The organism is Clostridium sp. 2218st1_F5_2218SCRN_220325 (assembly GCF_039062665.1).
In the GTDB taxonomy this organism is placed as follows: Bacteria; Bacillota; Clostridia; order Peptostreptococcales; family Peptostreptococcaceae; genus Intestinibacter.
The window spans coordinates 15343-39701 of sequence record NZ_JBCLNH010000020.1 but is presented as its reverse complement, the minus strand read 5'-3'; the positions used below and the strand labels follow the sequence as shown (position 1 = coordinate 39701).

Annotated in this window: 23 protein-coding genes and 1 riboswitch; of the genes, 16 read left to right on the top strand and 7 right to left on the bottom strand. The window is 30.5% G+C overall.

What is annotated here, in order from left to right; translation table 11 throughout:
* Positions 1–46 precede the first annotated feature (46 nt).
* The 8 genes from ABCM86_RS11655 (at position 47) to ABCM86_RS11620 (ending at position 8536) form a co-directional block, all read left to right on the top strand.
* Positions 47–2188: a Tex family protein gene (locus ABCM86_RS11655; RefSeq protein WP_343004052.1), complete on the top strand. Its 2142-nt coding sequence runs from the start codon at positions 47–49 to the stop codon at positions 2186–2188.
* A 193-nt stretch (positions 2189–2381) separates the two neighbouring features.
* The gene (locus ABCM86_RS11650) at positions 2382–3647 is read left to right on the top strand and encodes an amidohydrolase family protein (protein WP_195929518.1); all 1266 of its coding nucleotides are present in this window, start codon (positions 2382–2384) and stop codon (positions 3645–3647) included.
* Between the two features lie 405 nt (positions 3648–4052).
* Positions 4053–4170, top strand: a riboswitch (FMN riboswitch).
* Positions 4171–4282: 112 nt separating this feature from the next.
* Entirely contained in the window at positions 4283–4897 is a 615-nt protein-coding gene (locus ABCM86_RS11645) for an ECF transporter S component (protein ID WP_343004051.1), read from the top strand.
* A 271-nt stretch (positions 4898–5168) separates the two neighbouring features.
* Positions 5169–5639, top strand: coding sequence for a tRNA (adenosine(37)-N6)-threonylcarbamoyltransferase complex ATPase subunit type 1 TsaE (gene tsaE / locus ABCM86_RS11640; protein ID WP_207743829.1), 471 nt, complete (start codon positions 5169–5171; stop codon positions 5637–5639).
* Positions 5639–6373 (top strand): tRNA (adenosine(37)-N6)-threonylcarbamoyltransferase complex dimerization subunit type 1 TsaB, encoded by a 735-nt coding sequence (gene tsaB / locus ABCM86_RS11635; RefSeq protein WP_343004049.1) that lies wholly within the window; start codon positions 5639–5641, stop codon positions 6371–6373. Before tsaE ends, tsaB begins: the two co-directional genes overlap by 1 nt.
* Positions 6374–6453: 80 nt before the next feature.
* Positions 6454–6993 (top strand): ribosomal protein S18-alanine N-acetyltransferase, encoded by a 540-nt coding sequence (rimI, locus tag ABCM86_RS11630; RefSeq protein ID WP_343004048.1) that lies wholly within the window; start codon positions 6454–6456, stop codon positions 6991–6993.
* 94 nt (positions 6994–7087) lie between these two features.
* A complete protein-coding gene (gene tsaD / locus ABCM86_RS11625; protein WP_295675583.1) occupies positions 7088–8104 on the top strand; it encodes a tRNA (adenosine(37)-N6)-threonylcarbamoyltransferase complex transferase subunit TsaD in 1017 nt (338 codons plus the stop codon).
* A gap of 87 nt (positions 8105–8191) precedes the next feature.
* Positions 8192–8536 (top strand): RidA family protein, encoded by a 345-nt coding sequence (locus ABCM86_RS11620; RefSeq protein ID WP_195930024.1) that lies wholly within the window; start codon positions 8192–8194, stop codon positions 8534–8536.
* A 136-nt stretch (positions 8537–8672) separates the two neighbouring features.
* Here the strand turns inward: ABCM86_RS11620 and abc-f are convergent, their stop codons facing one another.
* Positions 8673–10589: a ribosomal protection-like ABC-F family protein gene (gene abc-f, locus ABCM86_RS11615; RefSeq protein WP_195930023.1), complete on the bottom strand. Its 1917-nt coding sequence runs from the start codon at positions 10587–10589 to the stop codon at positions 8673–8675.
* A 138-nt stretch (positions 10590–10727) separates the two neighbouring features.
* Between abc-f and ABCM86_RS11610 the strand changes: the two genes are divergently transcribed.
* Entirely contained in the window at positions 10728–11354 is a 627-nt protein-coding gene (locus ABCM86_RS11610; RefSeq protein ID WP_195930022.1) for a redox-sensing transcriptional repressor Rex, read from the top strand.
* A 277-nt stretch (positions 11355–11631) separates the two neighbouring features.
* On the opposite strand, the gene ABCM86_RS11605 is transcribed toward ABCM86_RS11610, so the two are convergent.
* Together ABCM86_RS11605 and ABCM86_RS11600 are read right to left on the bottom strand one after the other, a co-directional pair.
* Positions 11632–11802, bottom strand: coding sequence for a 4Fe-4S binding protein (locus tag ABCM86_RS11605; RefSeq protein ID WP_195930021.1), 171 nt, complete (start codon positions 11800–11802; stop codon positions 11632–11634).
* Between the two features lie 101 nt (positions 11803–11903).
* Positions 11904–12074 (bottom strand): 4Fe-4S binding protein, encoded by a 171-nt coding sequence (locus ABCM86_RS11600; protein WP_195930020.1) that lies wholly within the window; start codon positions 12072–12074, stop codon positions 11904–11906.
* A 230-nt stretch (positions 12075–12304) separates the two neighbouring features.
* Between ABCM86_RS11600 and cooS the strand changes: the two genes are divergently transcribed.
* The 4 genes from cooS (at position 12305) to ABCM86_RS11580 (ending at position 17708) form a co-directional block, all read left to right on the top strand.
* On the top strand, positions 12305–14194 hold the full coding sequence (gene cooS / locus ABCM86_RS11595; RefSeq protein WP_337814461.1) for an anaerobic carbon-monoxide dehydrogenase catalytic subunit: 1890 nt from the start codon (positions 12305–12307) through the stop codon (positions 14192–14194).
* Between the two features lie 19 nt (positions 14195–14213).
* Positions 14214–15965, top strand: a complete 1752-nt coding sequence (locus ABCM86_RS11590) for an FAD-dependent oxidoreductase (RefSeq protein ID WP_337814460.1) — start codon at positions 14214–14216, stop codon at positions 15963–15965.
* Between the two features lie 464 nt (positions 15966–16429).
* Complete coding sequence (locus tag ABCM86_RS11585) at positions 16430–16882, top strand: MarR family transcriptional regulator (protein ID WP_195930017.1); 453 nt, start codon at positions 16430–16432, stop codon at positions 16880–16882.
* 322 nt (positions 16883–17204) lie between these two features.
* Positions 17205–17708: a GNAT family N-acetyltransferase gene (locus ABCM86_RS11580; RefSeq protein ID WP_343004045.1), complete on the top strand. Its 504-nt coding sequence runs from the start codon at positions 17205–17207 to the stop codon at positions 17706–17708.
* A 125-nt stretch (positions 17709–17833) separates the two neighbouring features.
* Here ABCM86_RS11580 and ABCM86_RS11575 read toward each other — a convergent pair whose 3' ends face one another.
* Together ABCM86_RS11575 and ABCM86_RS11570 are read right to left on the bottom strand one after the other, a co-directional pair.
* Complete coding sequence (locus tag ABCM86_RS11575) at positions 17834–18346, bottom strand: ferritin (RefSeq protein WP_278568860.1); 513 nt, start codon at positions 18344–18346, stop codon at positions 17834–17836.
* Positions 18347–18412: 66 nt separating this feature from the next.
* The gene (locus ABCM86_RS11570) at positions 18413–19060 is read right to left on the bottom strand and encodes a hypothetical protein (protein ID WP_337814458.1); all 648 of its coding nucleotides are present in this window, start codon (positions 19058–19060) and stop codon (positions 18413–18415) included.
* A gap of 234 nt (positions 19061–19294) precedes the next feature.
* On the opposite strand from ABCM86_RS11570, the gene ABCM86_RS11565 reads away from it, so the two are divergent.
* The gene (locus ABCM86_RS11565) at positions 19295–19468 is read left to right on the top strand and encodes a (2Fe-2S)-binding protein (RefSeq protein ID WP_007285829.1); all 174 of its coding nucleotides are present in this window, start codon (positions 19295–19297) and stop codon (positions 19466–19468) included.
* A gap of 70 nt (positions 19469–19538) precedes the next feature.
* Here ABCM86_RS11565 and mgsA read toward each other — a convergent pair whose 3' ends face one another.
* Positions 19539–19940, bottom strand: a complete 402-nt coding sequence (mgsA, locus tag ABCM86_RS11560; RefSeq protein WP_337814457.1) for a methylglyoxal synthase — start codon at positions 19938–19940, stop codon at positions 19539–19541.
* Positions 19941–20377: 437 nt separating this feature from the next.
* On the bottom strand, positions 20378–21472 hold the full coding sequence (locus ABCM86_RS11555; protein WP_337814456.1) for a hypothetical protein: 1095 nt from the start codon (positions 21470–21472) through the stop codon (positions 20378–20380).
* A 460-nt stretch (positions 21473–21932) separates the two neighbouring features.
* On the opposite strand from ABCM86_RS11555, the gene ABCM86_RS11550 reads away from it, so the two are divergent.
* Together ABCM86_RS11550 and ABCM86_RS11545 are read left to right on the top strand one after the other, a co-directional pair.
* Entirely contained in the window at positions 21933–23945 is a 2013-nt protein-coding gene (locus ABCM86_RS11550) for a hypothetical protein (RefSeq protein ID WP_343004043.1), read from the top strand.
* A 61-nt stretch (positions 23946–24006) separates the two neighbouring features.
* Entirely contained in the window at positions 24007–24348 is a 342-nt protein-coding gene (locus ABCM86_RS11545; protein WP_195929732.1) for a hypothetical protein, read from the top strand.
* Positions 24349–24359 lie beyond the last annotated feature (11 nt).

The window sequence follows — 24359 nt, the reverse complement described above, 5'->3', positions numbered from 1 at the left end:
GCTACAAATACACGTGGCTCCCTGTTTTTTAAAGGAGTTGTTTGGGTTGGATATATATAACATTTTAGAAAAAGAGTTTAAGATTAAAAGGGAGTATATAGATAACACTATAAAACTAATTGATGAAGGAAATACAATCCCTTTCATTGCAAGATATAGAAAAGAAATGACAGGCGAGATGAGCGATGTAACTTTAAGACAGTTAAACGAAAGACTTACTTATCTTAGAAATTTAGAAAGCAGAAAAGAAGATGTAACTAGAATAATAGATGAGCAAGGAAAATTAACTGAAGAACTAAAAACTAATATAGCAAAAGCAAAAACACTTCAAGAAGTTGAAGATATTTATGCTCCTTATAAACAAAAGAAAAGAACAAGAGCAACAATAGCTAAGGAAAAAGGATTAGAACCTTTAGCTCAATCTCTATTAAAACAAGATATAGCTGATATAAATATGGAGGCCTCTAATTATATAAACACAGAAAAAGGTGTAGAAAATGTTGAAGATGCACTTAAAGGAGCTTTAGACATAATCGCTGAAGTTGTGTCTGATGATGCAGAAATAAGAAAATACATAAGAAAATTAGCTATAGACCATGGTATTGTCGTAACTCAAAATACAACTGACGAAAAATCAGTTTATGACATGTACTATGATTATAGTGAGCCAGTTAGAACAATGGCATCACATAGAGTTCTTGCAATAAATAGAGGAGAAAAGGAAAACTTCTTAAAAGTTAAGTTAGAAATAGATAACGACAAAGTATTAAATTATATAGAAAATAAATACATAAATAAAAACAATTCAAAAAATAAGACAGAAATTCTATCAGCTATCGAGGATTCATACAAAAGACTTATTTTCCCTTCTATAGAAAGAGAGATAAGAGCTTATTTAACAGAAAATGCACAAGAGAGAGCAATCAGTGTATTTGGTGAAAATATAAAAAATCTACTATTACAACCACCGCTAAAAGGCAAGGTAGTTATGGGATTTGACCCTGGTTATGTAAATGGATGTAAAATAGCTGTTGTAGATAGAAATGGTAAATTCCTTGATCAATCAATAGTATATCCACATAAACCACAGGCAAAAATGGAATCAGCTAAAAAGAAAGTTGTAGATTTAGTCAAAAAATATGACATAGATGTAATAGCAATCGGTAATGGTACTGCATCTAGAGAGTCTGAAAAAATGATAGCTGATTTAATAAAAGAAGAAAACTTAAATACTCAATATGTAATTGTTAGTGAGGCTGGAGCATCAATATACTCTGCATCAGAATTGGCAGCAGAAGAACATCCAGACATCAATGTATCTATAAGAGGTGCAATTTCAATAGGTAGAAGACTTCAAGACCCACTTGCAGAACTTGTAAAAATAGAGCCACAAAATATAGGTGTTGGACAATATCAACACGACCTAAATAAAAAGAGACTTACAGAAGTTTTAGATGGAGTTGTTGAGGACTCTGTTAATAGTGTTGGTGTTGATTTAAATACAGCATCTTATTCATTACTTGAACATGTTTCTGGAATAAGCAAAACAGTCGCAAAAAATATAGTTACATATAGAGAAGAAAATGGAGCATTTACATCAAGAGCTCAACTTAAAAAAGTTAAAAGACTTGGACCAAGTGCATTTGTTCAATGTGCTGGATTTATGAGAATTGCTGATGGTAAAAATCCACTAGACAATACTGGTGTCCATCCTGAAAGTTACGATGTTTGTAAAAAGATGATAGAGATGTTAGGTTATACTATGGATGATATCGAAAGCAAAAATATTGATGATATAGACGATAGAGTTAAAAATATAGGTCTAAAAGAAATAAGCAAAAAATTAGAAGTAGGAGAGCCTACTTTAAAAGATATAATTTTAGAAATTAAGAAACCAGGTCGTGATCCTAGAGATGAAGGTATGAAACCTATATTAAGAACAGATGTATTAAAAATTGAAGATATACAAGAAGGCATGGTGCTTAAAGGTACTGTCAGAAATGTCGTTGATTTTGGTGCATTTGTCGATATAGGAATTAAAAATGACGGACTTGTTCACAAATCACAAATGAGCAATAAATTTGTAAAAGATCCAATGGAAATAGTATCTGTTGGTGATGTTGTAGATGTTAAAGTTATAGGAATAGATTTAGATAAGGGACGCGTTTCATTATCTATGAAACTGTAATTATAAAATCTGTGTAATTAGAAAATCCGCTTTCGCATATTAAAATGCGGATGCGGATTTTTGTTATACTATTTATGTTGTACATCTTGTTTTAGAATCATTTATATGTTAACTTAGAAACACGATATTTAAAAAATAAACAACAAATAACTTGAGATAGATTATAAAAATATAATAAAATTGGAGGCATATAGTGTTACTTATAAAAAATGGAACAGTAAATACAATTACTAAAGGAATACAGAAAATAGGAATATTAATAAAAGATAAAAAAATAGTAGCAATGGGTGAAAAACTAAATTCATTAAGCACAGAGTTTGTACTTGATGGTGAAGTTATAGGAAGAGAAGATGACTACGAAGAGCTTAACAAGGAACTGAGAGCTAATGGTGAGTTTGATTTTGACCCAAATACGGATACATTAGAAATAATAGATGCACAAGGGCAATTCATCTATCCAGGGTTTATCGATGCACACACTCATTTAGGTCTTTGGGAAGACGGAATGGGAGTAGAAGGTGCTGATGGAAACGAAGAAACTGACCCTATAACACCACACTTAAATGTAATCGACGGAATAAATCCAATGGATAGAACATTTAAAGAGGCGTATGAAGGTGGAATAACAGCAGTTTGTACAACTCCTGGAAGCGCAAATGTGATGGGGGGACAAGCAGCTGCAATCAAAACTTTTGGTAGAAGAATAGACAAAATGATAATCAAAAATCCAGTTGCATCAAAAGTTGCATTTGGTGAAAATCCAAAATCATGCTACGGTTCAAATGATGATACACCACAGACAAGAATGGCGATTGCTGCATTACTTAGAGAGAATTTAAGAAAGGCAGAAGAATATTTATTTGACTTAAAATCGGCAGAAGAAGATGAAGATATAGATAAGCCAGAATTTGATATAAAATTAGAATCGCTTATACCTGTGTTAAAAAAGGAAATACCTTTAAAAGCACATGCACACAGAGCTGACGATATGTTCACAGCGATAAGAATTGCTCAAGAATTCGATTTAAAACTTACACTAGATCACTGCACAGAGGGGCACATGATAGTGGAAGAATTATTAGAAGAAGATTATCCACTTATAGTAGGTCCATCTTTATCAGAAAGATCAAAAATTGAGCTTAGAAACTTAACTTTTGAAACCGCTGGGATTTTATCAAATGCAGGGAAGGATATCTGCATAATGACAGACCATCCAGTAATCCCACTGCAATATCTACCTATATGTGCGGGATTAGCTGTTAAATACGGTATGAAACAAGAAAAAGCACTAGAGGCGATAACTATAAATCCAGCAAAAGTTTTAGGAATAGAAGACAGAGTTGGTTCTATAGAAGTTGGAAAAGATGCCGATATAGTAATTTGGGACGGAAACCCACTAGAAATCCAAAGTAATGTTTTATACACAATAATAGATGGAAAAGTCGTTTATAAAAGATAAATTAAATGTAAAATTTAAAACATTAAAAAGTAATAAAAAAGTAATTAGAAAGTAACTAATAAAACATTAAAAATAATTAATAAAAATAATGTAATTAGTAAAAAGATAATATAATAATGTAATTAGTGAAAAAATAACATTAAGGAAAAATAATATTAAGGAAACAATAACATTAAGTTATAATTAAAATAAATAATTATAATTTAAATTCAAAAAATAATATTGTGTAAACAAAAAAATAAAAATTTATATCTAATATATGCTAGAAATACAATTCAATATATAAAAAAATATGGAATTAATAAGAATAATGTATAAATGTAGCATGTGAAAATATTAATTTTGTTGACAGAAATTATTACATTGATTATTATAATAATTGAATAGGAAAATAAAATAACTAGAAAAAATCTTCGGGGCAGGGTGAGATTCCCTACCGGCGGTAAAGCCCGCGAGCTATTTAATTAGTTGATTTGGTGAAATTCCAAAGCCGACAGTAGAGTCTGGATGAAAGAAGAGAGTTATAAATTTAAAAGATTTATTTATTATGATTACTCATAAAACTCGAAGAAGAAGATTCTCTCGAGTTTTTTTATTTGACCTATAATAATTTATTTTATTGGAGGTTATGTATTATGCAACAAAGTGTAAATACTCACAAATCAAAAAGAACAATGTCTACTAGAGTGATAGCTCAGATAGGAATTTTGGCAGCTATATCTTATTTTTTAAGATTTTTAGAAGTGCCATTACCAATATTCCCATCATTTTTAAAACTTGATTTATCAGATATAGTAGCAGTATTCGGTGGATTATCAATGGGACCTGTTGCAGGTTTTATAGTAGTCGTAATCAAAAACTTATTACAAGCAGTTTCAGGAAGTACAACTGGAGGCGTTGGTGAAATAGCAAACGTATTAATCGCAGGACCATATGTATTAATGGTATGCTTTATATGTAGAAAAGCTAAAACTTATAAAAATGTATTAATCGGTGGTGTTTTAGGAACAATACTTATGGCGATAGTCGGTGCAGTAGTAGATTATTACATAGTATTCCCATTATACGGATTAGTAATGCCAATGGATGCAATAATAAGCATGGGTACAGTATTAAACCACAGAGTTACAGATTTATTCACTTTTATGATTTGGTTAGTAATACCGTTTAATATATTAAAAGGTGCAATCATGACAGTGGTAATTTTACCATTATATAAAAAGATGGAAAGAATATTAAGAGTTAAATAGATTTATAAAAATAAACCTGTCCTTTTGTTAGGGCAGGTTTTTTAGTTTCCATCGAGTTAATGAAAAGTATAAGGCTAGCGACATATCTCATACTTTTTTTAGGTTATAATAAATATAGTCTTATACATTGAAAAAATAACGTATAAGCCTATAAAACTACTAAAAAGTATAATATAATAATATTTGGTTTATATTTAAACTGTAGAGTGTAATAAATAACATTAATTTCACCTTATAGTTTAAATAGTAGATTAGATACGGAGATGAAAATATGAAAAACACACAGATGATAAAGAATATATACTTAAATAACGATCAAGAAACTAGGGAGATTGGTTTTAAGTTAGGTAAACTTTTAAAGCCAGGGAGCATAGTTTGTTTAATCGGTGATTTAGGTGCAGGAAAAACAACAATGACTCAAAGTTTGGCAGAGGCACTAGAAGTAGATGACTATATCACAAGTCCAACTTTCACAATAGTGAACCAATACGAAGGAAAAATGCCACTATATCATTTCGACGTATACAGAATTGGATGTAGCGAGGAAATGTACGATATAGGATTTGAAGAATACATAAATGGCGACGGTGTATGTATAATCGAATGGGCAAATATAATCGAGGACATACTACCAGATGAATACTTAAAAATAGAATTAAACTACAAAGACATGGGAAGAGAGATGACGCTTATTCCTTATGGCGAAGAATATGAAAAAATAGTTGAGGAGTTGACTAAATAATGAAGATTTTAGGGATAGATACATCATCTATGGCGGCAAGTGTAGCTGTTATAGAAGACAATAAATTAATTTGTGAATATACAATTAACACTAAAAAAACTCATTCACAAAAACTTATGCCAATGATAGAAAATATGCTAGGTTTAAGTGATTTAAATGTGCGTGAGATTGATGCGATTGCAGTTTGTGAAGGGCCAGGTTCTTTCACAGGGCTTAGAATTGGTATGGCAACAGCAAAGGCAATAGCTCATGTTAACGATATACCAGTGATAGGAGTTAATTCACTAGAGGCTTTAGCAGCAAATATGAACCTTTGTGATAAAAAAATATGCTCAATATTAGATGCACAAAGAAATCAAGTTTATACAGGAAGATACCTATATGAAGGTACAAAATTAGTAGAAATAAAAGAAATCGGAATTCAACAAATAGACGAACTTCTTGAAGAATTAGCACAAAGCGGTGAACAATGGATATTAGTTGGAGAAGCTGTTTATAAATACGAAGACAAAATAAGAGAAATATCTAATATAGAAATTCCAGCAGCATCAAATAACGTGACAAAAGCAGGAAGTTTATGTTCTGTGGCGAAAGTTAAATTTGATGAAGGAAAAGATATATTCGATTGTTATACAGTAAATCCGCTATATATCAGAAAATCACAAGCAGAAGAACAATATGAAGAAAAACAAAGAAAATTAGAAGCTGAAAGAAAACTTCAAGAACAAAAATAATTAATAAAGGCTATATAAATATAAATACTATTTAGTCTACAAAAATAATTAATAATATTGGAGAAAAGTGAGGTTTCAAAATGGAAAAGAATCGAGAAAATCTAAATAATATAAATCAAGATTTACATATGGATTTAAACCCAATTTTGGGGCAGGGCACAGAATTAAATATGAATAACTTAATAATTAGACCAATGAGAAAAGACGATATAGATGGAGTTCATAGAGTAGAGGTAAATTGTTTTGATGATCCATGGTCAAAAAAATCTCTAATGGATGAACTAAAAAACAACTTAGCTAGATATCTTGTGGCTGAGTTGGATTCTGTAATTGTTGGGTATGTGGGCGTTTGGTTTGTTGTTGATGAAGGTCACATAACAAACGTAGCAGTACACAGCGATTATAGAGGACAAAAAATAGGTGATAGATTAGTGGCTGAAATGGTGAAACTTTGTAAAGAGCATGGATTAGTTTCAATGACTTTAGAAGTTAGAAGTTCAAACACAGTTGCACAAAATCTATACAGAAAATATGGATTCAAAATGGCAGGAGTCAGAAAAGAATATTATAGCGATAGAGAAGACGCAATAATAATGTGGAATCAGCTATCAGAATTATAAATATGACATTTGCATAATGAATGATATAAATAAAAAAATTAATAAACGCAAATATACAAAATTATAAATAGCTAGAATATGAGGCGGTGAAACAATGAAGGATATAATAACTTTATCGATAGAAAGTAGTTGTGATGAGACTGCAGTTGCAGTATTAAAAAACGGAAGAGAAGTACTTGCAAATATAGTTTCAACACAAATTGAATTACATAAAAAGTTCGGTGGTGTAGTTCCAGAAGTTGCATCAAGAAAACACATTGAAAATATAGATGCAGTTTATCAAGAGGCACTAGACACAGCGGGAATAAAAGCAGAAGATATCGACCATATAGCAGTAACTTATGGACCAGGATTAGTTGGAGCTCTTTTAGTAGGATTATCTTATGCTAAGGCACTTGCGTTTACGCTTGGTATTCCACTAGTTGGAGTAAACCACATGCAAGGTCACATAAATGCAAACTATATACAACACAAAGATTTAAAACCTCCATTTATAACTTTAGTAGTTTCAGGAGGGCATACTCACTTAGTTGAGGTTAAAGATTATCAAAATTATGAAATCCTTGGAAGAACTAGAGATGATGCATCTGGTGAGGCATTTGATAAAATATCTAGAGCTATGGGGCTTGGATATCCAGGTGGACCAATAATCGACAAGCTTGCAAAACAAGGAAACAAACATGCAATAGAATTCCCAAGAGCATACTTAGATGATTCATATGATTTCAGTTTTAGTGGATTAAAATCAGCAGTATTAAATTATTTAAATGCTCAAAAAATGAAAAAACAAGAGATAGTAGTAGAAGATGTTGCTGCATCTTTCCAAGAGGCAGTAGTAGAAGTATTATCTACAAAAGCTGTCAATGCAGCCGAAGAAAAAGGATACAAAACAATTGCCTTATCTGGTGGTGTTGCTGCAAACTCAGCACTAAGAGAAAAGATAACACAAATGGCAAACGAAAAAGGCATAGAAATAAAATTCCCAGGATTAGATTTATGCACAGACAACGCAGCTATGATAGGTTGTGCAGGATATCATAATTTTATAAATGGAAAAATTGATGATATGTCATTAAACGCAGTGCCAAACTTAAAAATAGACATTAACTAATAAAATATAATCTAGATTTTGTTCGATAAATAACTAACAATTTTTAGAATTATATAAACAAATTATGACAAAATAGGAGAAGACATCATGGAAATCAAAAGATTTGAAGGAACAGGAAGAATGAGTAAAGTAGTTGAACATAACAACACTCTTTACTTAAGTGGATTAACTAACGACGAAGGTGATATGAAAGAACAAACTGCAGCAGTTTTAGCTAAAGCTGAAGCAATATTAAACCAATATGGTTCTGACAAAAACCACATATTATCAGCAACTATATACGTAAAAGATATGGCATTATTCGCTGATATGAACTCAGTTTGGGATGCTTGGGTAGAAAACGGAAACGAGCCAGCAAGAGCTTGTGTAGAAGCTAACATGGCTAGAGAAAACTTATTAGTTGAAATAAGTATAGTCGCAGCTAAAAAATAGTATTTAAAATTAGTTCTAAATATTAAAAAAGCTCATATAATAAAGTGACTATATGATTAAATAGACAAAATAAAAAGTTCTAGATACCTACTTAAATGAGGTAAACTAGAACTTTTTTTATTTAAATAATAAATTATTACATTAATTCTTCCCAAAGCTCATAAAGTTCAGCAAGTCTATCTTCTAAGTTAGATTTCTCTTGTGAAACTTCTTTAGAACGTTCAGGGTTAGAGTAAACTTCTTCTAAACAAAGAAGTTCATCAAGCTCACTTATTTTAGTTTCGATTTGCTCGATTTCTTTTTCTGTATTAACTATTTTGTTTCTGTTTTTCTTTTGTCTTTCACGTTCTTCACGTTCACGACGTTTTTCTTCTTTAAGTTGAGTTTTAGTTTTTTCTGATTCTTCTTCAACAACAGCGTTTATCTCTTCAGATTCTTTCTTTTTAGCCATGTAATAGTCATAGTTACCAAGATATTCAGTAATTCCGTTTTCGTCTAATACTAAGATTTTGTCTACTACAGTATTTAAGAAATATCTGTCGTGTGAAATTGTGAATATTGTTCCAGTATAGCCATTTAGGGCATCTTCTAAAACTTCTTTTGAATCTATATCTAAGTGGTTTGTCGGTTCGTCAAGAAGCAGGAAGTTCGCTTTTGATAAGATTAATTTTAATATAGCTATTCTAGCTCTTTCGCCCCCACTTAGTGAAGAAATTTGTTTAAATACATCGTCATTTTCAAATAAGAATGCACCAAGCATAGATCTAATTTGAGTTTGAGTAAGATGTGTGTTGTCTTTCCAAATTTCATCAATAATTGTATTATTTAAATCAAGAGTTTTTTGCTCTTGGTGGAAATAAGCCACGTTTACATTTGTACCAAGTTTCACATCACCAGAAAGAGGAGTAAGTTCATTCATTATTATTTTGAATAAAGTCGATTTACCTATTCCATTTGGCCCGATTAGAGCGACTTTTTCCCCACGATATATCTCGAAATTCAAGCCTTTGAATAACATTCTATCGCCATATCCCATAGAAATATCCTTAACTTGCATTACATCATTACCACTGACAACAGCTGGGTCAAAAGATATTTTTGCTTTCTTTCTGTATAATTCAGGTCTATCAAGAACATCAACCTTATCAAGAGCTTTTTCTTTACTTCTAGCTCTTTTAAGATGTTTTTCACGACCATAAGCCTTAAGCCTTTCGATAGACTCTTCTTGTTTTTTCAGTTCTTTTTGTTGGTCTTCATATTTTTTAAGTTCTAATTCTTTTTCGACTTTAGATTGCTCTATAAAATCAGAGTAATTACCATTATAAGTCTTAAGTTTTTTGTTGTAGATTTCGAAAGTTCTATTTACCACTTGGTCTAGGAAATATCTATCATGGGAAATAAGCATAACAGTACCTCTATATTGCTTTAAGAAGAACTCTAACCACTCAATTGCCTCAGAATCAAGGTGGTTTGTCGGTTCGTCTAGAAGTAATAATGTAGGTTTTTTAAGAAGTAACTTACCTAAAAGTACTCTTGTTTTTTCCCCACCAGAAAGAATATCAACTTTCTTGTCAAAGTCACTGTCTTTAAATCCTAAACCAATAAGAACACCTTTCGCCTCGGATTTATATCCGTATCCGTTATTTGCAGCAAATTGCTCCATTTTGTGCGAGTACTCGTCCATTAATTTATCTAAGATTTTAGAATCTGATTTACTTCCTTCTTCAGCTATTTTGATTTCAAGTTGTCTAAGATTTTCTTCCATTTCGATAAGAGGTCTGAATACTTCAAGAACCTCTTCTAATATAGTATTTTCCGAATAAAAATTGGTATTTTGCTCTAAATAACCAATCTCACAATCCTTAGAAGTGTAAATATCCCCACTGTCATATCCATATTCACCGGAAATAATTTTGAATAAAGTCGTCTTTCCAGTACCGTTAACTCCAACGATTCCGACTTTATCGCCTTCATTTATAGTAAAACTAGCATTTTCAAGGATAGAATCTACGCCAAAACTTTTATTCAAATTATTGCAAGATAAAATGATCATAAGTTTTCTACCTCCTTAAACTACCTAAAATTATAAACTTTTGATATAATATAATCAAGGATATATGAAACTATTTAAAAAATATGGTATTATTTAATTATATTGTTATGAAAATATTAAATTAAAAGAGGTGAGACGATGGCAGGTAAAAACATATCAATGGCGGTCATCAGAAGACTACCTAAGTATTACAGATATCTTGGTGACTTACTTGATAACGACGTACAAAGAATATCTTCAAAAGAATTAAGTGAAATAATAGGATTTACGGCATCACAAATAAGACAAGATTTAAATAATTTTGGTGGATTTGGACAACAAGGGTATGGGTACAATATCGAAGCCCTTCATGCGGAAATCGGAAAAATTCTAGGGCTAGACAGACCATATAATGCAATTCTAATAGGAGCAGGTAATTTAGGACAAGCAATAGCTAACTATTCTGGATTCAGAAAAGCTGGATTTGAAATAAAAGGATTATTTGACGCTAATCCAAAAATAATTGGATTAAAGATAAGAGATTTTGAAATATTAGATTCAGATCGTATTGAGGATTTCGTAAAAGATAATAAAATAGATATAGGTATTTTATGTGTTCCAAAAAACGGAGCTCAAGAATTAGCTGATAGATTAGTTGCATGTGGTGTAAAAGGGCTTTGGAACTTTGCGCCAATGGACTTAAAAGTACCAGATGATATTATAGTTGAAAATGTAAACTTAACTGAAAGTTTATTTACATTATCATACTTAATGAAAGAAGAGTAATCAAGATACTTTACATTTATAAAAAATTATAATAAACTGCTACATGAAATTTGTACGTGATTCATGTAGCTTTTTTATTGTAAAAAACTAAGGCAAAGGACGGAAGCGTTGGCGCCATGAACGAAGTGAACTTAAAGTAACGGACAAAGTCGTTGCCACCATAAATGAAGTTAATTTAAATCAATAGACAAAGTCGCTTTCATTAGAATTATATTAAAAAAAGCTAAGTGATAAAATCACTTAGCCTTCTCATTAAAAATAAAAAAGTACGTTCAAATTATTCAGCGCTTGGAGCTTCTACAGGACATACGTCAGCACAAGAACCACACTCTATGCAGCTATCTGCATCTATTACGTATTGGTCATCTCCAGCTGATATACATTCTACAGGGCATTCTGATTCGCATGCACCACAGCTTATACAAGCATCACTTATTATGTAAGCCATATCTTTATTCTCCTTAATTGATGTCAAAATTTTTGAAATTAAAAACAACCCAACAAAAAACTATCCGAGGTCGAACCCCCCTCAGATAGTCTTCTCTGCTATTATTCTTCAACTATAGCATCGTTTGGACAGGCATCAGCACATGATCCACAATCTAAACATTCGTCAGCATTTATGCTGTATTTGTCGTCCCCTGCAGTTATAGCATCGTTTGGACATTCATCAGCACATGAACCACAAGCAACGCAATCGTCTGTTATTTTGTAAGCCATACTAAAATCCCCCTTATAATGATTTTAATTTCACTTATAATTATAGCAAAGTTTATTCTATATCACAATAAGAATTTGGGTCAAAAATAGTTAGGATTTTGAATATATAGTTTGTATTCTAAGTTTTGAAACTAACTTAAAAATTAAAAAATTAACAAATTAGGTGTTTATTAGTGGTAAATTATGGTATAAATAAATTAAAAAATAATTAATAAGGGGGAGTAAAAAATATGAATTGTAACACTTGTAAAATGTGTCAAAGTGCAGACAAAAAACTAGAAAACTTTGTAGCATCAAAATCAGGAGAATTTGAAACAGCATTCCAAAGAACAATCGACCAAAAAGTAAAATGTGGATTTGGACTTCAAGGTGTCTGTTGTAGATTATGTTCAAACGGACCATGTAGAGTAACTCCAAAATCACCAAGAGGAATATGTGGAGCAGATGCAGATACAATAGTAGCGAGAAACTTCTTGAGAGCAGTATCAGCAGGGGCAGCATGTTATCTACACGTTGTTGAAAATACAGCATTAAATGTAAAACATGTTGGAGAACACAATGGGGTTATAAAAAGTGAAAAAGCTCTAAACATATTAGGCGAAGAATTAGGAATATTTGATGATGACCCACACAAAAGATGCGTAAAAATAGCAGATGCAATCCTAAAAGATTTATACAAACCGAGATATGAAAAAATGGAATTAGTTGAAAAGCTAGCTTACCATATGAGAGTTTATAAATGGAAAGAGCTTGGAATCATGCCAGGTGGAGCAAAATCAGAAGTATTTGATGGATGTGTAAAATCATCTACAAACTTAAGCTCAGACCCAGTAGATATGTTAATGCATTGTCTATCACTAGGAATTTGCACAGGTTTATATGGATTAACTTTAACAAACTTATTAAATGATATAGTTTTAGGCGACCCAGTAATAAGAATGGCTCCAGTAGGATTTAGAGTAATCGACGAAGACTATATAAATATAATGGTAACAGGACATCAACATTCAACATTTGCAAGTTTCCAAGAAAAAATTAAATTACCAGAAGCAGTAGAAGTAGCAAAATCAGTAGGAGCAAAAGGATTCAGATTAGTAGGATGTACATGTGTAGGTCAAGATTTACAATTAAGAGGGGAACACTACAAAGAAATATTCGCAGGACACGCAGGAAACAACTACACAAGTGAGGCAGTTTTAGCAACGGGGGCAGTAGATATGGTAGTTTCAGAATTTAACTGCACATTGCCAGGGCTTGAACCAATAGCAGACAAATTACAAGTAAAAATGATTTGTTTAGATGATGTTGCTAAAAAGAAAAATGCAGAATTAATCCAATTAGATAGAGATAAATTTGATGAAATAGACCACAGATTGATAAATGAAGCAGTAGAGGCATACAAAGCGAGAAGAGGAAACGTAGAAATAGATATACCAAAAGACCACGGTTATGATGAATCGCTAACAGGTGTTAGTGAAAAGAACTTAAAAGAATTCTTAGGTGGGAATTGGAAACCATTAATAGACTTAATCGCTGATGGAACAATAAAAGGTGTTGTCGGTGTAGTCGGATGTTCAAACATGACTGCGGGCGGACATGATGTTCATACAGTCGAATTAGTAAAAGAATTAATCAAAAAAGATATATTAGTATTATCAGCAGGATGTTCAACAGGTGGACTAGAAAACGTAGGATTGATGTCACCTGGAGCAGAAGAATTAGCAGGCGAAAATTTAAAAGCAGTATGTAAAAAATTAAATATACCACCAGTACTAAACTTTGGACCATGTCTAGCAATAGGAAGAATCGAAATAGTTGTTAGCGAATTGGCAGAGGCATTAAACGTAGATATACCACAATTACCAGTAGCACTTTCTGCACCACAATGGTTAGAAGAACAAGCACTAGCAGATGGAGCATTCGGTTTAGCTTTAGGACTGCCACTTCACCTAGCTTTACCACCATTTGTAACAGGAGGACCATTAGTGACACAAGTTCTGACAGAAGGGCTAAAAGACATAACTGGAGGAAGTGTAATAATAAACCCAGACCCAGTAGCATCAGCAGAAATATTAGAATCAGAGATATTAGATAGAAGAAAAGGCTTAGGTTTAAAATAATTTTTAAGGATGTGGTCAAATGCGCAGAATAATAATTCATAAAGATTTGTGTACGGGGTGCAAAAGTTGTGTAGTAGCCTGTATGACTAGAAATTGTAGCGAAAAACATAAATTCGATAGCTTTATAGATGTAAATAAAGATAAATATTTTATAGATTTATCCAATATAGATACAGAAAGTAGAAATCACATAGAACTAAATTATGAAGAGAGTCCAGTTCCACTAACTTGTAGACATTGCGACAAACCAGAATGTGTTGCAACATGTATGAGTGGAGCTATGACAAAAGATTCTATAACAGGGATTGTTTCTTATGATGAGAAACGATGTGGATCATGTTATATGTGTGTAATGAGCTGTCCTTATGGAATATTAAAACCAGACGACAGAACAAAACAAGATATAATAAAATGTGATTTGTGCAAAGAGGAAGATATTCCTTTATGTGTGTATAATTGTCCAAGCGGTGCTTTAGAATTACAAAGTGAGGAGGTAGAATTATCATCAGATGTAGCTACAACCTCACAAGAAAATATAAAAACTTATGTGATAATAGGTGCGAGTATCGCTGGAATAACTGCAGTAAAGACAATCAGAGAATTAGACAAAAGCGCAAAAATTATTGTAGTATCAAAAGACGAAAAAATTTACTCTCGTTGCATGTTACACCATGTAATTTCAGAACACAGAACAATAGATGGAATTAATTTTGTGGACGAAGATTTTATAAACAAGCAAGATGCAACTTGGATAAAAAAAGCGACAGTAAAATCAATTGACCCAGATAATAAAAAAATTAAATATGAAAAAGAAAACAAAGAAGAAGAGTTGGCTTATGACAAGTTGTTAATAACAGCAGGTGCCAATGCGTTTATTCCTCCGATTAAAAATTTGAGAGATGCCAAAAATGTATACCCACTTAGAAATATAGAAGATGCTGTAATGATTAGAGAAAAAGCAAAATACTCTAAACGTATTGTAATTATGGGGGCAGGTCTTGTCGGAATGGACGCATTAGCAGGATTAGTTGAGCTAGATAATGTAGGTACTTTAACATTAATCGCATCAGAAGATAGAATTTTAGATAAACAACTTGATATTAGAGCAGCTAAAGTTTATGAAGAGAAGTTTGAACAAAAGGGAGTAAAAATCCTTAAAAATTGCATGGCATCAGAAGTATTTTTAGACGAAGATGGAAATATAAAAGGTATTGGAATAAAAAATGGAGAAATAATTCCTTGTGATTTGTTGATAGTTTCGACAGGAGTAAGATCTAATATAGAAATTGTAAAAGGTTCAGGAATTGAGACAGAAAAAGGAATCAAAATAAACGAAAAATGTGAAACAAATAAACAAGATATATACGCAGCAGGTGACATAACAGGAACAGGAATCTGGCCATTAGCCACAAAACAAGCACAAGTAGCAGCGACAAACATGGCAGGAAAAAAAGCCACAATAGACGATACATTTGAGTTTAAAAACACAATGAACTTTATGGGTATACCTACAGTTTCAATAGGATTTATCACGCCAGCAGACGACACTTATGATGTATTTACATATACAGATGGTGAAAATTATAAAAAAGCAGTAATAAAAGATAATGTTCTGACTGGTTTCATAGCACAAGGAGACATCTCATATGTTGGAGTTTATACTCAACTTATAAAAGATAAAATAAAAGTAGAAAACTTAAAAGAAAGAGTATTTGACCTTGGATATTCTGACTTTTTCAAAATTAAAGAAGATGGACAATTTGAATGGTAAGGCAAAAACTTAGGGGTTAAATTTTTAATATAAAAAAAGGAAGAAGCATTTCAGTTTTAACTGGATGCTTCTTTTCATGTTGAAATGATTTTTATTATGTATCATTGATTTGCGGCATTTTTAATTATTGAGCCATAACAGTCCCCACAACCAAGGCTCTTTTAATAATTTTTTTAATGACCTTTTTAATAATTGCTTAAATTCCATACCCTCGTCATTTCGGAATACAAAAAGTATTATATCCTATAGGATATGTAGAAAATTGTAAAAACTTGCGAAAAAACAAAAAATTTATAAATTATACAAAAAAATTTTAATTTGGTTTGAAATAAAACCATAATGGTTTGAAATATGGAAATATATACATTTTATGTGGATGTATTTTTTGTAAGGATGAAAAATTTCGTAAAAAAATAGTTGAACTTTCAACTAAAAAGGACTATTTATATAATAGGAGTGAGATTATGAATAATTTAGAATATGAAACTTTGAGATATGTCGGTGCATTATCAAGAGCAATAAATTCCACAGCAGATTGGAAGTATAAACAATTCGATTTAAAAAAAGGTCAATATTTATTTATAACAAGGATTTGTGAAAATCCAGGTATAAATTTTGTGGAGCTATCGAATATGTTAAAAGTTGATAAGACGACGACTACAAAAGCAGTACAAAAATTAATTGAACTTGGATATATAAACAAGGAACAAGATGAATCGGATAAGAGAGGATACAAATTAACGCCGACAGAAAATGCGTTAAAAGTATATGATTTTATAATGCAAGAAGAAGCTAAACAGTTAAAAATAAGTTTTGAAGGTTTTAGCAAAGAAGAAAAAGAAATGGCAACAAAATTAATTAAAAAAATGAGTGAAAACATTGAAGAGTATTGGCATGAGTATAAAAATCAAGGCTAGGTGAGAGTATGAAGAAAATATTAAAAGTCTTATGTAAATTATTACTAGGATTTATATTTTGTGCTTGTGCAACAGTTTTAGCGTTGAAGTCTAATTTAGGATTAAGCCCATGGGATGTATATAATTACATTCGGATTAGGATTATGTATACAGCTAGTATTTAAAATTTTCAACTTTGATGTAAGTTATTTAAAACATAAAAATATTAAAGAAGGATTTTTATTTTTAAATAAATGTGTAACTGAGTAATAAATAATTTATAGTTAATCTAGCTATATAAAATATATCTAGATTGAATGTATTAAATAAAAAGGAGAATAAAATGGAATTTAGAAAATCAACAAAATCAGACATAACAAAAATAATGGATATAGTAAAACAAGCCCAAGCATATTTCAAAGAGCAAAATATCGACCAATGGCAAAATAATTATCCAAATGAAGAAGTTATAAATAATGATATAAATAATGGTGAAAGTTATGTAATGTTGGATGGTGATGACATTGTTGCAACAACTGTAATTTCATTTGCAAAAGAGAAATCGTATGAAAATATTCTAGATGGAAAATGGATTACAAACGGGGATTATGGCGTAATTCACAGAATAGCTGTAGATAACACTCATAAGGGGAAAGGTCTTTCACACAAAATAATAAAATATGCAGAAGAAGTATGTAAACAAAACAATATTCATAGTATAAAGGTAGATACTCATGAAGATAATATATTAATGCAAAGTTTACTTAAGAAAAATGGATTTGAATATTGTGGAATAGTTTATTTAGAAGATGGTGGAAAAAGAGTAGCTTTTGAAAAAACTTTCTAATTAAATATTAAATTTACTTTAGCAATCTATCAAAACATTTGTATAAAATCTATAAAAAACTGTGTAGTCTAAGACCAGGCTACACAGTTTTTATGTAAACTTAAAAATATTTTTTAAAATCTAAATTATGCATTACTAGCAGGTGCAACATAAACCCTTTGTGCCAATTCATCATCAATCATATATAATGCATGAGGGTTGTCCACACATCTTTTAACTTTTTTCAATATAGTTGTAAAGTTATCTTCTTCTTCAACTTGTTCATCGACGAACCAGTTTAAAAAGCTGATAGTCGCATGTTCCTTTTGAGCAACTGCAATATCCATAATGCTGTATATTTTTTTAGTGACTAATTCTTCATGAGCTAAACCTGTTTCAAATACTTCTACAACATCTTTATAAGTGTCTTTTGGCTTGTCTATTTCGCCAAGAACTATAGTTCCACCCTTTTGGAACACATAGTCATAGAACTTCATAGCATGATCGATTTCTTCTTTAGCTTGTACTTTAAAAAAGTTAGCAAAACCACTTAAATCAATAGATTCACAATAAGCGGCCATAGCTAAATAAGTGTAAGAAGAGTAAAACTCAAATGTAACTTGATCATTAATTGCATTTTCTAAGCTTTTACTTAACATAAATTTGCCCCCTTGAAATATAGTTTCTAATTATATTTTATAGTAAAAAGTTAGAAAATGAAACAATTAAAATCTCCAAAATACGCCGTTTGGCATACGGCAGATAGTTCCTGAAAATTTATCTTTAATTTCACCAGTATGAAAATCTCTAATAATTACGTATTCATGATAATCTGGGTCTTCATGCCATTCAGAAAAATATAAATCATCACCATCTCTAAACATGAGACTTTCAGTAGAACCTATGGAAAAACTGATTTTTTCTGGCCAAATGATTTGGAAAACACACTCATTAGCATCTCGTCCAAGCATAAGAGGAGAAACATTTAGCTTTAGGTTATAACAATCCTTTACACAATCAAGTGGCAGTTTTTCAATAAGTTCAAGTTTTTTATCTTCTGGATAATAACAATATATTTGAATTGTCTTTTTAGAAAAATCAACGCATAAAAAATAAAACTTTCCATCATCCCACACAGGAGCCTCAACATAAAAATTTTCCCTGAGTTCAAAAGGACTAAATACCTCGCCATCAGGAAAATGAATTAGATGACAGTTCATACCGCCAAAAGCATGTCCATCTTTGACAATTTCTTCAGCTTCATATAAATCAAGAAAATCGTCCGTACCTTTTTGAGAATAATACCATTCAGAAGTTCCATCAATCGGTTCTGGATACCCACCTACTAAACCATCTATTTTTATTGTATTCATATAATTTCCTCCTTCAATTACTATAAATTGTTATCATACTATAAATTTTATAGCAGTAACGGATATAAATCCACTTACAACAAATTAAAATCAAAAATATAAATAAAAATCTAACTAAAAATGTTTTTAGTTAGAAAGTATGGGTATATATGAAATATAAAGATATACCAAACAGAAACGACATCAAAAGTAACTTCATAGGTATACTCAAAATAACAAATGGGGGTATAAAATATGGAAGATAGAATCGTATGTCATTGTATGGAAGTTAGTTATGAAACAATAAAAAAAGCTATAGAAGATGGCGCAAAAACAGTAGACGATATAAAAGAAATGACTGAAGCATCAACAGGATGCGGCGGATGTGAAGACGAAATACAAGAAATTTTAGACGAATTATTGAAATAGACATAAAAGTAGATAACCCTTTATGGGATGAATGAAAAAATCATCTCATAAAGGGTTATTTTTTATAATATTAATCTAATCTCCAGTTTAATTCTCCATCATTTAAAGCTCTTATAAAAATTTCCGCAGAAGCTAAATTAGTCGCAATAGGAACACTATAAACATCACAAAGCCTTATTAACGCTTGGATGTCTGGTTCATGAGCCTGTGCAGTTAACGGGTCCCTTAAGAATATTACCAAATCGATTTCCTTATTTACAATCAAAGACCCAATTTGTTGATCCCCACCAAGCGGCCCAGAAGCAAGCCTATGTATGTCCAAGTGTGTTTCGTCCATAATTCTTTTACCAGTCGTACCTGTCGCATATAGACCGTATTTAGCTAATATGCCTTCATAAGCGATACAAAAGCTAACTAATGTATCTTTTTTCTTGTCATGTGCAATTAAAGCGACATTTAAAATTTTGTGCATAATTACCTCCTAATTTTTGGCTTTGTAATAATATTAAACAAAATAGAAAAAATCTGCAATACATTTTCTGTTAATATTATTATTCTGCACAAAATATTTCAAGGCATTACCTGTAAACTAACCCCCAATTGCTACAAGCGAATTTTGAATAAACTCTATATCAAGCGGTTCTAGAAAATCAAAAAAGAGAGCCATATAATCCAGAAATCTTGATTTAAACAATAACACAAAATCCACAAGCAGCGTGTGTCTGATTTAATAGATTTATATAATAGATTTATCTTTTAGTCAGGTGTTTCATCCGAGGGGTACGGTTTTCTATACGGGAGGTACGGTGTCTCATCCGTACCGCTTGTAATTGAATCCGAGGGGTGTTGAATTTTTTCCGTACCCTGTTGATTTAAATCCATGGGGTCTTGATTTTTTTCCATGTCATTTTATAGCAGTAGAGTTTGGTTTTTTATTGATGGTTTTGGATTTAAACCTAGAATATGTAATAATTCAAGCATGAGTTTTTGCTTTAAGTATATAGGATGTTGTCTTAAATTAAAAAAATTATTACTTGGATTATTAGAGCTATTATTCGGAGATTTATCACTAGAAGATTTATCATCATACTGAATTTCTTTCTGAGTTTTTTGTGATATAACTTTTTCAGGTTTATTTTCATAGTTCTTAATATTGTTAGATGTAATTTTGGAGCTACTAACATTTTTATTTATAATTTTTTCGGATTTAATTACATTTTGTCTAGCACTTTTTGATTTAGCTTTTTTAGATTTAGATTTACTATGCTTAGACTTTTTTGATTTAGCTTTCGCATATTTAATCGTTTTAGGGTTAGTATTTTTAGGACTAACTTCTGTATATTCATTACGGTTATTATAAGATGACATAGCGTCATTATCTACACATATATCTTCATCACAGTTATTATCAGAACAGATATTGTCATCATTTAGGCATATATCTGTATTATGGTTATTGTCAGAAGATATAGCTTTATCATCTATGCATGGAACTTCATCACAGTTATTATCAGAGCAGATAGTGTTATCATCTACGCATATATCTGCATTATGCTTATTATCACAACATATAGTCTTATCATCTAAGCAAGTATCTTCATCATCATTAAGTTGAGGGGGAGTATAATTATAACTATTTTCCTTTTTCATATTTTTAATATATTTTTCTATAAAAGAAAAGTCTTCTAACTTAGGAAAATTTTCGGCGGTATTAAAATAAACAAGTGTTTTTTTACTTTTAATAACTCGTTTTTCTAAAACATTTTTATCACACATTTTTTTAAATCTTCTATAAACAGAATCTTTTTTCATATAAAGGATAGTAAGGTCCTCAGCAACAGCACTATAAGAAACAAGATAAAACATCTTGCCATCTATCTCTTTACTAATCATTTTGCCAGAATTTCTAAAATCAACAAACCATCTAAGAATTAATAAATCCGCTGGATCTAACCCTAAATCAATTGCTGCACGCTGCGAAAAACCAAAAAAACTAAATCTCATAATATAAAAGTCCTCCTTTTAAAAATTAGAAAATTACTAGGTAGAATAAAAAGAAGTGTCCATTGCCAGAGGTGAGAAAATTGTTATCTACCGTAAAATAGATTTGTCTCTACAAAAATATCGAATGTTTGTTTTCTTACTTAAATTATATACTATAAATACTGTATAAAGAAGTAGAAATATGATTTATTTAGAGGGAATATTGTGTGATATTTTATACAAATAGTGTTTTTTGTGATTGAGTTTTGGCGGAAAGAGGGTGTTTTTGGAGGTTTACTTTCGGATTTAAAGTCGTGGGGGTTGGTTTTTGGACCGAGTAAGATGGGGATAGTTTAAAGATATTTATTTTAAATATAAAGTAATTATTATATAATGGATTATAAAACGTTTTGAAAAAACATAAAAATTATATAAACATTATATAATTAATTAAAATTTTATAAAAAGGGAGAATAAAAAAGTGAGGGATTTATGGCAATTTTCAAGTAGTGATCGTCTTGAAGAGCTTACATTTAATAAAGTATTAGAAAGGTTTTATGACTTTGGTATAGCAGGTCTTGTAAGAGAAAACGTACAAAATTCTTTGGATGGTAAATTACAAGGTAGCAAAGAACCAGTAATAGTAAATATAGAAATAGGAACTATAAATAAAAATGATATACCAGGATTAGATGAGGTAAAAGCTAGAATAAGCTGTTTAAAAGGAAGAAATAGCTATACAAAAGAAACAATAAAACATATGCAAAGTAAAATGAATGATGAATGTGTAAGTTACATATCATTTGAAGATAGCAATACAAAAGGTCTTGCGGGGGCTAAGAATGGACAAACTAATAATCCAAAGGACACTTGGAGTATTTATGCGTATAACAAAGGAGTACATGGTGAAGAAGAAGATGAAGCATTAGAAAAATCAAGGGGCGGATCTCATGGTATTGGTAAAATAGCATCTAATGCAGCATCTGATATATACATGATGTATTTTGCTAATTGCGATGCATATGGTAATAAACATTTAGGTGGTACTGTACAGCTTATAGAACATGAATTTGAATCAAATTATTATAGATCAACAGGATATTTCACAAGTGTAGAGCAGGATAAAGAAAAACAAAATAAGTTTAAATTTATGCCACACAAAAATGAATTTAATAATATATTTAGTAAAGATACAAGAGGATTAAAAATAATAATACCTTTTTTAAGAGAACAATTTAATGATGAGCGAGAAATTATTAGAAGTGTATGTGATAGTTTCTTTATTGCTATCTTAGAAAAGAAATTAAAGGTAATAGTAAATAAAAAAATAATTGATGATAAGACTATAGTTTCATATATAAAGAACAGTAAATACTATGATCAAGATATTGATAATATAAAGGATGTATTTACAACTCTATACTTCGATACATATATAAATACAAAACCTAGAAGTTTAAATATAAAATCAAAAGAAGACAATTATGAGTTTAATCTATATTTCAATTATGATACAAAAATACCTAGAGGTAGAGTTGGTATAGTTAGGACTATTGGAATGAAAATAGAAGACAAAAAAGTTAAAAATAATGTCAAAAAACCATTCAATGCTGTATTAATACCAAAAACTACAAAAGAAGATGAATTCTTAAAATCTCTGGAAAATGAATCTCATACAGAACTTTCTTGTGATCATATAAAAGATTTAAAACTACAGAAAAGTTCAAAAACATTTATAAATAATATTAGTACAGAAATATCTAAAATTATTGAAGAAGAAATAAGAAAAAATAATCCTACAGATGGGAAGATAGATACAAGTGATATTATTTATGAATTAAATGCAGAACTTAAAGAAAATATTTTAAATAATATTTCAACAGTAAAGATTAAAAAGAACACAAATAAAAATAATAAAAAATCAAGTAGTAAGCAAAGTGGAAATATGCAACAAGTTGAAGTACGAGGAGTAGACCAAGAACCAGTATCAGAACAGGAAGAAATGGTGATAACTATAACTACTTCATTAGGCGGAGAAAAAGATATAGATCAAGCCGATTATCAACCTGGGGAAGGTGATGGAGGAAATCAAACACCACACAAGCAATATGAGAAAGATCCAGAAGGAGATAATATTTCCAAGATTGAGGGAGGAAAGGATTCAAATTCTCAGGACTTAGGAAGTATTACACAAAATGAAAATACTGAAATAGATGATGAAGATCCAGAAGTAGAATATAATGTTTCTACAGCTCAAGTTGAAAGAATAGTAATTTCAGATAAAGAATTTATTAAGTTTAATTTAACAACTATGAAGCAATTAAAAAGACTAAAAGTTTGTGATATAGGTGTTGCTATAATAGATGGAATGGGAGAAGAACATAAAAATAAATTCCGTATGAAGGATAATTATAAATCTGTTGTTGATTTATCAACAAATACAAAGTTAAAAATAAAGGCTGTGTTAGCTAACTTCGTGATTAATCATGTATAATATAATTAAGTTCGTAATTGTTATAAAGTGCGAAGAACTATTATTTTAGGGGGAGAATTACATGGAGCAAAATATAGGTATATTGTTTGTAGCTATTGGTCTTTTATCAGCAAGTATAGGTATATTAGAAAAAAACTATATGTTTGGAGTAGACAGTTATGTAGATAAATTTAATAAAAAATATAACGTAAATATAGATAAAGCTACATATTGTAGATTTGAAGGTATTCAACGAATTAAGACTGCAATGAGATTATTGATATTAGAGGTAGTATATTTTTTATTTGAAATAAAAGATTTGAAAATGATGATAATAATGATAGTTATATATTTGATTATTGACTTAATTTTATATCATGTAAAGAGAACGAAGTTTATAAAGGAAGTTAAAGCACAATATTAATATAATACGAA